Here is a 13,295-nt window from a genome sequence, read left to right as displayed (position 1 = left end):
TCTTTTACTGTCCCATAGAACTCATCTGTCCTTAACCAGAAAAAGTTAAAATCATTATATACCGATCTGCATACTTTTTTCAACATATTTCGACACATTTCCTATTTTTCTATAGTTTTAATATGTTTTATGCAGTATTCCAATAAATCAGGTAGTAAAAAAGACAGTTGTCAAGCCGCACAACTGCCTCCTTTGGCATATCCTTTATCTATTATGAACAACATTGTAATTATGGCTCTGCCCTTTTTATATAGTTCGAATGGAAAATGTTCTTTCATAAGGGGTATAGTCATTGAAGTAAAGAGTAAAGCCAGTGGTGTTGATCTCTTCTCCTGAATAATGACCGCCGAACTCGTGGGTTCCATATCCGGGTCCTATCAGAAGCTTCTGATCTCCGTGAATCAGATTGATAAAACCATCGCGAAGCACCATCTCCCCGGCTTTTTCCGCTCTGATGTGGAAATGCTCATTTTCCAGAACACTTCCTGCCGGAATACAGATTTCCACACGGAGAGGCGCCTTATCAAGTCCCTCTGCCTTAACCGTCACTTCCATACCGTCAGAGAGTTCTTTCAGCGTAACTGTCATACGGATTTCACTGCTGTTTAAGATCTCACGCTTCTTATGATCCATCTTCCACCAGTCAGTTGTATTCTGCTTTTCCTTAAACGGAAGATAATACCACCCCTTTGCTACAGAAGTTAACACACAGACACCGTCTTTTTCTTCAATCGTCTGTGGAATGAAATTACGGATATCACAGTAGCTTTCTCCTATTTTTAAGTATATCAGTGTTTCTTTAAATTTCAGAAACAGAAATGCGCTCTTTCCCTTCAGGATGCTGTAGCCATATTCAGAAGTCTTCCCTCTGATTACGCCTGCTTCCTCAAAATGCTTGTGGTAGGTATCCAGAAATCCATAGCCCTTAAACTCATATTTCTCCATAAAATCATGAAGCATAATAATATGCAGGCATTCCGGAGCCATATCGCCCCGTTCCATATTGTCTTTTATTATTTTATGAGCAGCCCGGTCAAAGATTTCCTCTCCTGTTTTTGCCGCCATATATAAATACTGGTACAAATACTTGTCCGGATAATCGGCTTTGCCCTGATCCTGTCTCGTAGAATTCTGAGTGAAAATGGTATCGTCCGGATCAATGTAAAAGAGCATCATTTTTAAATTCCGCTCCACATATCCCAGATAGCTTTTATCACCGGTTTCTTCATACATCGCCATCATGGCATTATTTACCACTGCATTATAATTGCCGGTAGAGCGTTCTGCATACTCCCCTTCTTCATTGCCGTCAATGCCTTCTGCCAGATACTGGTCTGCACGGGCGAGCAGCTGGGCAGCAAACTCCGGATTTTCTTCTTTTACAAGATTAGCACCCTGCATGAGTGCTGCAGTGATTCCCCAGCGGTGATTTGGCGTATGAAAGCCGCCGGTTAAAAGAGCATTTAAGGATTCTTCCAGTATAAAACGATAACCGTCTTTCAGTTTGTCCAGTTCGCCCTCATTTGTATATTTTAAAAACAGACGGTACGTTGCAATGAGACGTTTAAAGCAGAAAGAGGTATCCGGTGCAGATTTAAAATTGCAGGAAGGATAATCGAAGCTTCCATCCTCTCTCTGGCAATTGGCAATAAAGGTCACAGCCGCTTCCATGGCACGAAGAAGATCAGCATCTTTATAATACCTGCTTTGAGAATTTAAATATACCGATGCAGCATCTGCCATAACATAAATGGTTGGCTTAACCTCTAAAATAGCCCGTTTCATTCCTCCGTAAAAAGGGTCCTTCTCATCTGTTACCTGTGTGCTTAAAAAGTGATCCACCCGCTTCTCAGCGGAACGTATCAGATGTCCCATATATCGTTTCATAATTTCTGTCCTCTTTTCTTCTATTCTAATAAGGCAGCTCCTATGAGCCCTGCAGCATTGTCTAACCTGGCTGCTGCGATCCTTGTCCTGCGTTTTGAGGTTCTTGCATAATCTTCCTGGTCAATGATTCTTTTTAACGGATCTAAAAGTAAATCTCCGGCTTTGCTGATGCCTCCGCCGATGCAGATTAACTCCGGCTGGAAAATATTGATTAAATCCAGAAGACCTGCCGCCAGATATTCGATGTACCGGTCAAATACAAAAAGTGCCGTTTCATCCTGCCTTCTGACACCGTCAAAGAGCGTCTTACCTTCCACATGGTCAATCTCCCCGCCGCACAGTTCCCAGAGAACGGATTGTGGGTTTTCAAGCATTGCAGCCTTTGTCTGCGAAATCAATGCAGTGGCAGAGGCATAAGCCTCAAAACACCCTTTTCTTCCGCAGTTACATGGAATACCGTTCCGTTCAATGGTAAAATGACCGAATTCTCCCGCTGCAAAGTTGATCCCTTCATAAAGCTTTCCGTCAAGAATGATTCCGCCTCCTACGCCGGTGCCCAGAGTAACCGCCAGCATGGAGTTCGTACCTTTTCCGCTTCCTGCCGTATATTCTCCCCAGGCAGCCGCATTGGCATCATTATCAAAACGAATTTTTTTACCAGGAAGCACCTTCTCCATCATGGAGACTACCGGTTCATCATAAAACCCCAGATTATTGGCATATTCCACCATGCCGGTCTCTTTATTGGCTGTTCCCGGCACTCCAAGTCCGACTGCTTCGATCTCCTCCCAGGAAACATTTCCTTCCTCTGCAGCCTTTTTAGCAAGGTCTGCCATATCCTGAACGATTTCCATTGCGCTTCTTCCGCTTCTGGTTGGTACAGACAGGCGGGTAAAAAGTGTTCCATCCTCTCCTACCAGACCGGCTGCTATATTGGTTCCGCCTAAGTCTATTCCGATATAATACTTCATTCTCTATCCGCTCCCTTCCCGCGCACAACTGCCGGGGCGCAGCTGCGCTCCGGCATTCTTTACTTTCATTATCCTCTCCGCTTGCGAAGAAACCAGGACTTTAACTGTTCCTTATCTGCATTCACCACCAGCTCTTTGGGAAAGTCCAGGCTGTTTAACATGGAAAGAGCCTCATCAAATACTCCCACACTCCGGCAGAAATGTGCATCTGAACTGACAATGACAGGAACGCTGTATTTCATGCATAGTCTGGCAATGATCCGGCAATTTTCTGCGGAGCTTTTCCTGACGCGGAATGTTCCTTCGTTAATCTCCACCAGCTTTCCGTTCTTTCCAAACTCCGGTATCACCCGTTCATAATCATACTCATAGCAGGCAGTTCCGCTGTGACCGATGATATCCACCATCGGATTTTTTGCGGCACAAAGATACGCTCTTGTATGATCTTCCATACTTCCCGGCGCAATCACATCTTCATGAAAAGAGGCTATGGTGTAATCCAGCCGGTTTTCAATGGTATCGGAGCTTAAATCAATCCCACCTTCAAAACTGGTAAAATTCAGTTCTGCTCCCCGATATACACGGATACCGTCCACCCATTCCGGAATCACCCGGAGATTTCTAAAATGCCCCTCAGGCGCTCCATCGGGGTGGGCCGGACAGTGATTGCTGATTCCTACAGCCAGAAGACCGGCATCCTTTGCTGCAGTTATATTTTCATAAACGGTACTGTAACCGTGCCTGCTTATATCTGTATGGGTGTGTAAATCCGCAGCAAGATGTTTTATCATAAATTTCTCACTTCACTTATTCTCATTTTTCTTACTCAATGAGTATATCCCTTTTTATTGCAAAGCTTCTACCTTATTTTTGTCTTTCTTCAAATATTTATTGCAATTTTTGTTTTTATGATCCTATCCATTGACAGAATCAATCCGTTTATCATTAGACAGACGTATCACAAGATCATTTTTTTCATAACCGGCCGGATAAAGTAAATCCAGTTCGATCTTGGTACCATCCTTGGACTTTCCTATTTTTACATTCAGCACTTTCACCTTTTCTTCGTTGAGCTTATGAAACAGCTCTGTAATAACGGCATCGTAATGAGATGTGCTGATTTTAAGCATACACCGGTATGGCTCCTTTGACAAAAAGGGAACGTCATGGAGCAGAACCTGTATCATAATCAGAAGAAACGCAGAACCACAGCCCAGATAATAAGCACCGGCTCCTATGGCCATTCCCACTCCTGCTGTTGCCCAGATACCCGCAGCGGTAGTCAGTCCGCTGACCGAATTATTCTTTACAAAAATAACACCAGCTCCCAGAAAGCCGATTCCTGACACGATCTGAGCTGCAATTCTGGAGCCGTCAAAATTCGGAATATCCCGAAAGCCGTACTTGGATACCACCATCATAAGAGCAGCTCCCATTGCCACAATGGCATGGGTTCTCATTCCAGCTCCTTTATTCCGGTTCTTTCTTTCATATCCGATTAAATACCCCGAAAAGCCGGCGGCAATGATTCGAAAAAGCAAACTGGTCTGATAGACCAGATCATACCGCTCCACCCAGCCAATCAGCATCTGTTCCAATTGATACATGATAACTCCTCTTTTCTGTAATGAACTATATCTTATAAAATATGCTATTAATTTAACATGTTTAAACCGAAACGTCAGCGCAGAATTTGCTTTTTCCATGCTGGTTTCTATGCACTTTTTGTACTTTGCCGTTTAACCGGAGGATATTGAAAAAAAGACCTGCCAGGAAGCGGCAGGTCCTTACATTTACATTGTGATTTCAGAGATTTTAACCGGTCTGTGCTCTTCAACCGATTTCTTTGCTGCGATTCCCATTAATACCGGTTTTAAGCCATCTAATACGCCAAGAGGGGTATCTGTATCATTTACAATGGCCTCGATGAAGCAGTTTACTTCCTTTGCGAAGGACTGCATATAACGCTCTAAGAAGAAGTAGAGAGGCTTCTCGCCTGTCACACCATCAGCAGTGCTTAATACTGCGCTGGATTCTGTGTCGTTGGAGGTTGCAACCATACCTTTGGAGCCGAATACTTCTGCTCTCTGGTCATAGCCGTAAACAGCTTTTCTGGAGTTATCAATCACTGCAATTGCGCCGTTCTCCATCTTTATGGTGATAACAGCAGTATCCACGTCACCGGCTTTTCCAATGGCAGGATCAACTAAAACTGCAGACTGAACATAGATCTCTTCTGCATCACAGCCAGCCAGGTAACGTACCATATCAAAATCATGAATGGTCATGTCAAGGAACATACCGCCGGATACAGCAGCGTATTCTGCGCTGGGCGGCTCAGGATCTCTGGAGGTCACCTTGATGATATGGGGATCTCCGATTTTTCCTGCTGCAACTGCATTTCTCACTGCCTCAAAGTTATGGTCAAAGCGGCGGTTAAAGCCTACCTGATATTTTACCTTGCTGTCCTTTAATGCATCGATCACTTCTTTGATTTTGTCAATATCATGATCAATTGGCTTCTCGCAGAATACATGCTTGCCAGCCTTAATTGCTTCTACAGAGATTGGAGAATGTGTGTTTGTAGAGGAGCAGATTAAAACTGCATCGATCTCCGGATCTGCCAGGATCTCTTTATAATCCTTGGTTGTATTGGTTACGCCCATGCTCTTTGCCCAGTTTGCTGTTTCCTCGTTCATAAATGGGTCAGCGATTGTTTTAATTGTTGCATTCTTAACGATATTGCAGATGCTTGTGGTATGAACCTTTCCGATTCTGCCTGCTCCGATAATTCCTACGGTTACCATAATATTCTTCTCCTTTTATCCTCTAAATTAAAGACCAGTTTTTTCAGCAATGAATTTTCTTGCACGGATTGCATATTCTAACGGATTCGCCTTAGCCGGATCCTGCTCTGCTTCCACTACCATATATCCCTCATAGGCTGCATTTTCCAGCACCTTGAAGATCGGATCAAAATCTACACAGCCGTCGCCTGGAATTGTGAATGCGCCTGCACGTACGCCTGCTAAAAAGCTCATCTTCTCTTCTCTCACCTTTTTTACTACTTCCGGACGGATATCTTTTAAATGAACATGTTTAATACGTTTGATGTGCTTTGTCACCATCTCAACCGGATTCTCTCCGCAGTATGCAAAATGGCCGCTGTCAAAAAGCAGGCTTACGTATTCCGGATCCGTATGCTCCATCATACGGTCTGTCTCTGCTGCAGACTGTACTACGGTTCCCATATGATGATGGAATGTTAATGCCACACCGTATTTCTCTTTGGACAGCCTGCCAAGGCGGTTTAAGCCTGTGCACAGAAGATCCCATTCTCTGTCATCCATCTCATGCTTTCCTTCGAAAACCGGCTGGTCCTGAATTCCCTGTGTGCTGTAGCTCTGCTCGGAAACACCCACTACCTTAGCGCCCATGGCAGCTAAGAATGCTACGTGCTTTTCAAACTCTGCCTCAGTCTCTTCATAAGGCTTGCTGATTAAGAATGTGGAGAACCATGCGTTGCAGATCTCAACACCTCTTAATTCCAGAGCCTTCTTTAAAACCTCCGGATCCTTCGGGTATTTATTACCCACTTCAGAACCGGTAAATCCTGCAAGTGCCATTTCGCTGACACACTGCTCGAAGGTATTCTCCTTACCTAAATCCGGAAGATCATCGTTTGTCCATGCAATTGGTGCAATTCCTAATTTAACTTTCTCCTTGTTTAACATTTTTGTTTCCCTTCCCTGTCTTATCATATTTTTATACCGCTGGTTTCGCGGCGATTAACCCCTATGTTGTTTAAAACTCGGCATCATGCAGCCACACGTACCGTTCATCTTCATTGCGGTCTGTCTGATTCCATGGATTGCCCTCCAGATGGCGGATCATCCAGCAGGTATACATCTGGTATCCCGGAGCCACTGCCTGAGGATGAAGCTCCCCTCCCGGAATTGCGGAAAAGCTTCCGTCTGTGCTTTTAAATACCTGGTCGCCTACAAAGCTTGCTCCAAATCCTTCCGGGTGGTCAAAAAGGAAATAGTAGGTCTCCGGCTGTGGATGTCTGTGAGGAAGATAACCGGACCAGTTTCCCCGGTCATTTAAAACCTCTCCTAAAACCATATTGGAGTAAGGAGCGATCTCTATGTCAAAAATCGTATTCACCCGCCGTTTTGCCACATTGCCAAACTTACCCACAGAAGAGTATTTCCATGGTGCATCTTCGGGTTGATACAGTTTTGCTTCAAAGGTTCTTTTATTTTCTGCTGACTGAACTAAAATTTCTGAATCCTCTTTTGCTTCCACGGAAATCTCTGTTCCTGCACAGCCATGCAGACACCATGGTCCCTCTGTAAAAACATCAATTCTTGAGGCCTCCTGTTCCACATTGCCGCCACGGTATACGATCTTTCCCTTTAAAAGAAGCACAGCAGTTTCCTCTTCCTCTTTTAAAAAGGTTCTGATTTCCCCTGCTTTCATGCGGTAAACACGGATGTCCATGTTCATCTCCTTATACTCATTGGTATAAGTTGTTAAAATCTTTTCTCCGGACTCATCAAATTCCGGATATCCGAATACCTGACTCATATTATCTTCCTTTCCGGTCATGTCCGGCCGATTAATACTTTCTTGCTGCGTTTCTGCCTTCCATGACTCTTCCAAACGCTTCGTTTACGCTGGTTTTTTCAGACGTATCAGCAAGTCCCACATTCCACCAGGATTCATATCCGTCGGACATGGTCTTAGGAATTACCTTTAAGTCAAACAGACAGGCTTTTTCCTGGCTCTTGGCATCATTTAATGCATCTTCCAGCTCTGCGATGGTGCGACAGGTATAAGTCTTTAATCCGTAGCCCTCTCCCACCTTTGCATAGTCAACAGGGATTAAATCGCCGGTTGGTTTTTTTCCGTCTGTATAGCGGTACTCCGTTGCCAGGCTTCCGATTCCATGGTTCATCTCCAGGTTGTTGATACAGCCAAAGCCACAGTTATCAAAGATCAGGATATTGACTTTCTGTCTTTCCTGCATAATGGTCATGATTTCACTGTGCAGCATCTGAAAACTGGAATCGCCGACTACGCAGTAAACCTCATGTTCCGGCTCCGCAAATTTAACGCCCAGGGTTGCTGCCACTTCATATCCCATACAGGAATATCCATACTCAGCATGATATCCGCCCCGCTTATCAGTGGTCCACATACGCTGCATACAGCTTGGAAGGGAACCTCCTGCCGTAATGATTGTGGCATCTGCATCAATCGCTCTTCGGATCGCTGCCAGTGCTGCGGTCTGGGTGATCTTACCATTGGTCAGACGGACAAATTCCGGAATTGTTCTGGGATCTCTTGCTTTGATAATGGGTTCGAAATCATCTCCTGTATACTCAATGCTGCCCAGGCGAACCATCTCTTCATCCCACTTTTTCTTTGCGTCTGTAATCTCATTCCGGTACTGGGACACATACTGTTTTTCTCTCAGTTTTTCTGTCAGTGCCTCTACCGTTACTTTTGCATCTCCCACTGCCATGGATGCATCCATCTTATAGGCATGGAATCTGCTGTTATTTATAGTAACAAATTTAACGTTTTCTCTTTTAAACAGCCACTTGGAGCTGGTAGTAAAATCGCTTAGTCTGGTTCCGATGGCGATTACCACATCTGCATCCTTTGCAATGACATTGGAGGCATAAGTACCGGTTACTCCGATTCCGCCAAGGCAGTATGGATGGCTTGATTTGCAGGCACTCTTTCCAGCCTGACTCTCTCCAAAGGGGATCTTAAATTCTTCACAGAATTGTTCTACAACTTCTCCTGCATCCGAGTAGCGGACTCCTCCGCCCACAATCACAATAGGTTTCTTCGCTTCAGCAATAATTTCAGCAATCTCTTCCAGTTCTTCTTCCACTGCCACAGGTCTTGTAATCTTATGAACCCGTTTCTTAAAGAAATACTCCGGATAATCAAAGGATTCTCCCTCTACATCCTGACAGAGGGAAATACAGCAGGCTCCCGTCTCAGCCGGATCTGTGAGCACACGCATGGCATTAATTAAGGCGCTCATAATCATCTCAGGTCTGGTAATTCTGTCCCAGTACTTGCATACCGGTTTAAATGCATCATTGGTGGTAGTTGCAAGGCTGCTGCTCTGCTCTAACTGCTGAAGCACCGGATCAGGCTGTCTGGATGCGAAGGTGTCTGCAGGAAATACCAGCAGCGGAATGTTGTTGACGGTTGCAGTGGCACAGGCAGTCACCATATTGGCAGCGCCAGGTCCTACTGAGGAAGCACAGGGAATAATTCTTCTGCGCTGATTCTGTTTGGCAAATGCAATGGCTGTATGGCACATACCCTGCTCGTTTCTTCCCTGAAAAACCCGAAGTTGTCCCGAATTTGTGTCCAGAGCCTCTCCCAGACCAACTGCAATTCCATGGCCGAAGATTGTAAAAAAGCCTTCAACAAACTTAATTTCTGTTCCATCCACTGAAACATACTGGTTATCCAGGAACTTTACAAGTGCCTGTGCTGTTGTCATTCTTATTGTTTTTGACATGTTCCGCTCTCCTTTATATTTTTATACACGGGCGATCATCTCACCGAATTTTTCCTTTTCCTCTTTTATAAATGCATGCACTTCCTCTGGCGTAGGAAGAGAGTCCGAGCAGTTATTGCTCTTTACCATCATGGACGCTTCTGCAGAACCAAATTCCAGGCAGTCAATAATATCCCATCCCTGATACAGACCATATAAGAAACCGGAACCATATCCGTCTCCGCCTCCAAAGCCCTTTCTTGCCTCTACCGGAAACGGTTTAATGGAAAATGACTGGCCATCCCGGGTATATGCGGTAGACCCCTTCATACCATGCTTGATCACCACGATTGCTGCATGATATCCCTGCCATAAGGCAGCGCTTTCTTCATCTGTCATGCCCGGTTTAATCAGCTTTTCTGTCAGATCAAATTCTTCTCTTGATCCCATAATAATATCCGCTTCTTTTGCAACAGTTGAGTAGTAAATGGATAACTCGTCTGTATTTTTCCAGTTGTATGCCCTGTAATCAATATCAAATATAATTCTGACATCGTTTCTCTTAGCCAGCATCACAGCTTTAAGAGCCGCTTCTCTTGACGGGCTTTCGGCAAGTGCCGTACCTGAAATTAAAATAGCTTTCGCCTTTTTAATGTATTCTTCGTCGATGTCTTCCACACTCAACTGTAAATCAGCAATGCAGTTTCGATACATCAGAATGCTGCTTTCGCTGGAGGACAGCATTTCAGTAAAAGTAAGTCCCAGTTTTTCTCCGTTTTTGCATTTTGTAATGTGGGAGGTATCGATCCCCTGTTCATTAAAATAATCCACTACAAATTCGCCGAACTGGTCATCGGATACTTTTCCGATAAAACCAGCTTTCATACCATGTCTTGTCACGCCTACGGCAATGTTGGCAGGAGAACCGCCCACAAACTTTTCAAACATGTGAACCTTCTTTAACGGTTTAAATTCTTCCTTTACCTGCTCATTGTAGGCAGGGTTAAAATCAATTGCCACTCTGCCAAGAAGTATTAAATCAAGCTCTCTGGCTTCGTTAAATTTTACATATCCCATTGTTACACCTCTCCCATCTGTTTGCGTGCTTTTTCGTTCATCTCATGTGCCTATATTATACCACGCACGCAGTCCGCGTGCAAGTGATTTCGCTCTGATAATAAAAAAAATCAGGACCTGTTTTTTATCATTAACAGATCCCTGATTTTATAATCTTTTAAATATTGTATTTCGTTTTTATAATTATATCCGTGTAAAAAAATTCCTGTTCTTCCCTGCTTCCGGCCTGCATGATATCGGCAAGAATGAACAGGGCACGGTACCCTTGTGTATAGCCGTTCTGGTCAATCAGAAAATCCGCGATCCCCTCTTCCAGCGCTTTCATGTTCCCTGTAGTCAGATCATAGATAATAATATGAGGCTTTCTCTCCAGCTTCAGCTCTTCAAACGCCTTTTTAACGCCCCCCTGACCTCCTGAGAATATCACCGCACCCTGGAGATCCGGATAAGCAGTCAGGGTGTTGACAAGGATTTTTTCCACCTCTTCCTTTTCATCAAAACTGCTCTGCACTCCCACAAGCTCAAGACCGGGAAATGTCCTCTTTATCTCATCCACAAACCCATCCACGCGCATACTGTTGACACTATTCCCAAAATATCCCGTAATAGCGAGAATCTTTCCCTGTCCGCCGGTGAGCATTCCCATAAGCCCAGCCGCCGTGCGTCCGCTCCGTTTGTTGTCCTGGCCTACAAAACAGCTTCGTTTTGTACCTACAATATCCGTATTAAAAGTCACGACTGAGATCCCCTGCTCAATCAGGGAATTGATTTTGTCCCTTATTTTATCGCACTCCACAGGCATGATTGCAATGCCTGACACCTTGTTTTTTTCCAGCCTTTCTATGGCTGCAAGCTGCTCTTCCTCGCTTACAGTAACACACTCTTCCATTACAAAGACAATTCCTCTTTTTTTCAACTCTTTTTGTGCATCTTCTAACCCTTTTCTGATGGGAATCATAAATGACGATTTAGCCAGCTGGGTTACAATGCCGATTTTAACCGATTCCTTTTTTACTGCCGTCTTTTCTTTTTTCGGCACATAACCGATTTCGTCTGCAATCTGAAAGATCCGCTCTTCCACTTCCTTGTCAATCCGCCCCCGTTTATTTAACGCGCGGTCAACAGTACCTCTGGACACACCTGCCCGCTCCGCTATTTCCCGAATCGTTCCCGCCATCTGTTCTCTCCTTTAAGCAATTCACTTCACCAATCATATCACACATAAAAATAGCACGCAAGTGTATGCGTGCTATTTTTTCAATAAAAACAACGTTTAGATTGTTCCATCCCAGGTATTAACAGCCGTGGACTCTCCGGTTTCTTCGTCGAACCATCTGGTGGTAACAACTTTATTCTCTGTATAGAATCTGAAACCATCTTTTCCTAAGCAATGAAGGTCTCCGATAAATGACAGCTTATTGCCGTTGAATGGGAACATACCAACCGGAACCGGAATTCCTACGTTGATACCGATCATACCGCCGTCTGTATGTCTTGCAAACTCTCTTGCATAGCGACCATTCTGTGTAAAGATAACAGAACCGTTGGCAAATGGATTGGCATTCATTACCGCAAGTCCTTCTTCGAAGGTCTTCACTCTCTTAATGCAAAGTACCGGTCCGAAGATCTCTCTTTCGCCTACGCTCATTTCAGGAGTAACATGATCAAGAATTGTGGGCCCTAAGTAGAATCCGTTTTCAAATCCTTCTACTACTACATCACGGCCGTCCAGTACCACCTTGGCACCTTCTGAGATTCCTGTCTCAATCCATTTTACAACAGAATCTTTGTGTGCCTGATTGATAACCGGTCCAAGATTTGTGGTTTTATCATAAGCTGGTCCCACTTTTAATTTCTTGGCCTGAGCTACGATTTCTGCTACAAGTGCATCAGCAATATCTTCCTGAACAACCACTACCGGAAGAGCCATACATCTTTCGCCAGCACAGCCAAAGGTGGAGTTGATGATACCTGCTGCCACACGTTTAACAGGAGCATCCTTTAATACAAGAGCGTGGTTCTTGGCTTCGCAAAGAGCCTGAACTCTCTTTCCTGTTGCTGCAGCTGTGGAATAAATATGCTTTCCAACAGATGTGGAACCTACGAAAGTAATTCCCTTAACATCATCGTGTGTAAGAAGAATCTCTGCTTCGTTTCTGGAACAGGTAACGATATTAATTACACCGTCCGGAAGTCCTGCTTCTTTATACAGCTCAGCGATACGCATGCTGGACTGAGGAGTAAAGGATGCTGCTTTTAATACGATGGTGTTACCGCATGCGATACACATAGGAGTCATCCAGCCCATTGGAATCATAGCTGGGAAGTTAAATGGCACGATACCTGCAAATACGCCCAGAGGCATACGATATAATACTGTGTCAAATCCGCTGGAAGCGTCCATTAAGCTTTCTCCCATCATCAGTGACGGAGCGCTGATGGCCTGCTCGGTTCCTTCTTTTGCTTTCAGCACATCACCCTGAGCTTCTTCCCAGTTTTTACCGTTTTCTTTTGCTACCAGCATAGTCAGTTCATCCATATGCTCGATCAGTAAATCTCTCAGCTTATAAAGAATCTGAACTCTTTTAATAACCGGAGTTGCTGACCAGGATGGAAATGCTGCTTTCGCTGCTGCTACAGCCTCTTCCACTTCATCCGGAGTACAGCATGGTACTTTCGCAATCACTTCACCAGTGCTTGGATCAAAGGCATCTGTATACTTCGTTGTTTTAGATTCCTTCCACTGACCGTTTACAAAATACTTTAATGTTTTTACTTCTCCCATCTTTCTATCCATTCCTTTCTTAGCGGTTTTATTTATTTAATAG

General features: G+C 44.3%; 11 protein-coding genes. All 11 read right to left on the bottom strand.

What is annotated here, in order from left to right:
* Positions 1–246 precede the first annotated feature (246 nt).
* Positions 247–1,887 (bottom strand): hypothetical protein, encoded by a 1,641-nt coding sequence (locus tag V7D18_RS02355; protein ID WP_426151078.1) that lies wholly within the window; start codon positions 1,885–1,887, stop codon positions 247–249.
* A gap of 20 nt (positions 1,888–1,907) precedes the next feature.
* Positions 1,908–2,858 carry an ROK family protein gene (locus tag V7D18_RS02350; RefSeq protein WP_426151076.1) on the bottom strand — a complete coding sequence of 317 codons (951 nt, stop codon included), beginning with the start codon at positions 2,856–2,858 and terminating at the stop codon, positions 1,908–1,910.
* A gap of 68 nt (positions 2,859–2,926) precedes the next feature.
* Positions 2,927–3,649 (bottom strand): phosphatase, encoded by a 723-nt coding sequence (locus V7D18_RS02345; protein WP_426151074.1) that lies wholly within the window; start codon positions 3,647–3,649, stop codon positions 2,927–2,929.
* Positions 3,650–3,772: 123 nt separating this feature from the next.
* Positions 3,773–4,465 carry an MgtC/SapB family protein gene (locus tag V7D18_RS02340; protein ID WP_117419262.1) on the bottom strand — a complete coding sequence of 231 codons (693 nt, stop codon included), beginning with the start codon at positions 4,463–4,465 and terminating at the stop codon, positions 3,773–3,775.
* 186 nt (positions 4,466–4,651) lie between these two features.
* Positions 4,652–5,665: an inositol 2-dehydrogenase gene (iolG, locus tag V7D18_RS02335; RefSeq protein WP_426151072.1), complete on the bottom strand. Its 1,014-nt coding sequence runs from the start codon at positions 5,663–5,665 to the stop codon at positions 4,652–4,654.
* A gap of 27 nt (positions 5,666–5,692) precedes the next feature.
* The gene (gene iolE, locus V7D18_RS02330) at positions 5,693–6,592 is read right to left on the bottom strand and encodes a myo-inosose-2 dehydratase (RefSeq protein ID WP_426151070.1); all 900 of its coding nucleotides are present in this window, start codon (positions 6,590–6,592) and stop codon (positions 5,693–5,695) included.
* Positions 6,593–6,662: 70 nt separating this feature from the next.
* Positions 6,663–7,448 carry a 5-deoxy-glucuronate isomerase gene (locus V7D18_RS02325; RefSeq protein WP_426151068.1) on the bottom strand — a complete coding sequence of 262 codons (786 nt, stop codon included), beginning with the start codon at positions 7,446–7,448 and terminating at the stop codon, positions 6,663–6,665.
* A gap of 31 nt (positions 7,449–7,479) precedes the next feature.
* Positions 7,480–9,411, bottom strand: a complete 1,932-nt coding sequence (gene iolD / locus V7D18_RS02320) for a 3D-(3,5/4)-trihydroxycyclohexane-1,2-dione acylhydrolase (decyclizing) (RefSeq protein ID WP_426151066.1) — start codon at positions 9,409–9,411, stop codon at positions 7,480–7,482.
* Between the two features lie 21 nt (positions 9,412–9,432).
* Positions 9,433–10,467, bottom strand: a complete 1,035-nt coding sequence (gene iolC, locus V7D18_RS02315; protein WP_426151064.1) for a 5-dehydro-2-deoxygluconokinase — start codon at positions 10,465–10,467, stop codon at positions 9,433–9,435.
* Positions 10,468–10,624: 157 nt separating this feature from the next.
* The gene (locus tag V7D18_RS02310; RefSeq protein WP_426151063.1) at positions 10,625–11,644 is read right to left on the bottom strand and encodes a LacI family DNA-binding transcriptional regulator; all 1,020 of its coding nucleotides are present in this window, start codon (positions 11,642–11,644) and stop codon (positions 10,625–10,627) included.
* Between the two features lie 96 nt (positions 11,645–11,740).
* Positions 11,741–13,252 carry a CoA-acylating methylmalonate-semialdehyde dehydrogenase gene (locus V7D18_RS02305; protein ID WP_426151061.1) on the bottom strand — a complete coding sequence of 504 codons (1,512 nt, stop codon included), beginning with the start codon at positions 13,250–13,252 and terminating at the stop codon, positions 11,741–11,743.
* Between the last annotated feature and the right edge of the window lie 43 nt (positions 13,253–13,295).

Source organism: Lacrimispora sp. 38-1, assembly GCF_049890855.1.
Classification (GTDB): domain Bacteria; phylum Bacillota; class Clostridia; order Lachnospirales; family Lachnospiraceae; genus Lacrimispora.
The sequence above is the reverse complement of the archived record's forward strand: the minus strand, read 5'-3'. Positions and strand labels throughout refer to the sequence as shown.

Bases quoted from the DNA above. Each gene is read 5' to 3' on its own strand.
- V7D18_RS02310 (WP_426151063.1), bottom strand. From the start codon at position 11,644: ATGGCGGGAACGATTCGGGAAATAGCGGAGCGGGCAGGTGTGTCCAGA.
- iolE (WP_426151070.1), bottom strand. From the start codon at position 6,592: ATGTTAAACAAGGAGAAAGTTAAATTAGGAATTGCACCAATTGCATGG.
- iolD (WP_426151066.1), bottom strand. From the start codon at position 9,411: ATGTCAAAAACAATAAGAATGACAACAGCACAGGCACTTGTAAAGTTC.
- V7D18_RS02350 (WP_426151076.1), bottom strand. From the start codon at position 2,858: ATGAAGTATTATATCGGAATAGACTTAGGCGGAACCAATATAGCAGCC.
- iolC (WP_426151064.1), bottom strand. From the start codon at position 10,467: ATGGGATATGTAAAATTTAACGAAGCCAGAGAGCTTGATTTAATACTT.
- V7D18_RS02355 (WP_426151078.1), bottom strand. From the start codon at position 1,887: ATGAAACGATATATGGGACATCTGATACGTTCCGCTGAGAAGCGGGTG.
- V7D18_RS02345 (WP_426151074.1), bottom strand. From the start codon at position 3,649: ATGATAAAACATCTTGCTGCGGATTTACACACCCATACAGATATAAGC.
- V7D18_RS02325 (WP_426151068.1), bottom strand. From the start codon at position 7,448: ATGAGTCAGGTATTCGGATATCCGGAATTTGATGAGTCCGGAGAAAAG.
- V7D18_RS02340 (WP_117419262.1), bottom strand. From the start codon at position 4,465: ATGTATCAATTGGAACAGATGCTGATTGGCTGGGTGGAGCGGTATGAT.
- V7D18_RS02305 (WP_426151061.1), bottom strand. From the start codon at position 13,252: ATGGGAGAAGTAAAAACATTAAAGTATTTTGTAAACGGTCAGTGGAAG.
- iolG (WP_426151072.1), bottom strand. From the start codon at position 5,665: ATGGTAACCGTAGGAATTATCGGAGCAGGCAGAATCGGAAAGGTTCAT.